This is a genomic window from Pseudomonas sp. PDM26 (genome assembly GCF_019219185.1).
Taxonomy (GTDB): Bacteria; Pseudomonadota; Gammaproteobacteria; order Pseudomonadales; family Pseudomonadaceae; genus Aquipseudomonas.
This window is the reverse complement of record NZ_JAHUWC010000064.1, coordinates 1-292: the sequence shown is the minus strand read 5'-3', so window position 1 is coordinate 292 and position 292 is coordinate 1. Positions and strand designations below refer to the sequence as shown.

The following is a 292-nucleotide window of genomic DNA, read 5'->3' as shown; positions in this document are numbered from 1 at the left end:
CGTCACGACTTCGTCCCCGGGGACTTCCGCTTCACGCTCAAACGCGAGTACCCACGGCGCGACCAGGTGATGCAGTACAACGAAAGCGACCTGGACTTCATCAGCCGTCTGCTCGCGGACGTGGGCATCTGGTACCGCTGCACCGCCCACGACGAGGGCGCTTTTGACATGGTCGAGTTCTGCGACGACCAGCGCTGCTACGAGTTCGACGTCACGCTGCCGTTGCGCTCGCCCTCCGGCTTCAGCAGCCACGAGGACGCCGTCTGGGCCCTGCAAACCTGCCACAAGGTGG

1 protein-coding gene is annotated in these 292 nt (G+C 64.7%); it reads left to right on the top strand.

The window, feature by feature from the left end; translation table 11 throughout:
• On the top strand, positions 1 to 292 hold a 292-nt coding region (locus tag KW849_RS31110; protein WP_256357476.1), incomplete at both ends, for a contractile injection system protein, VgrG/Pvc8 family.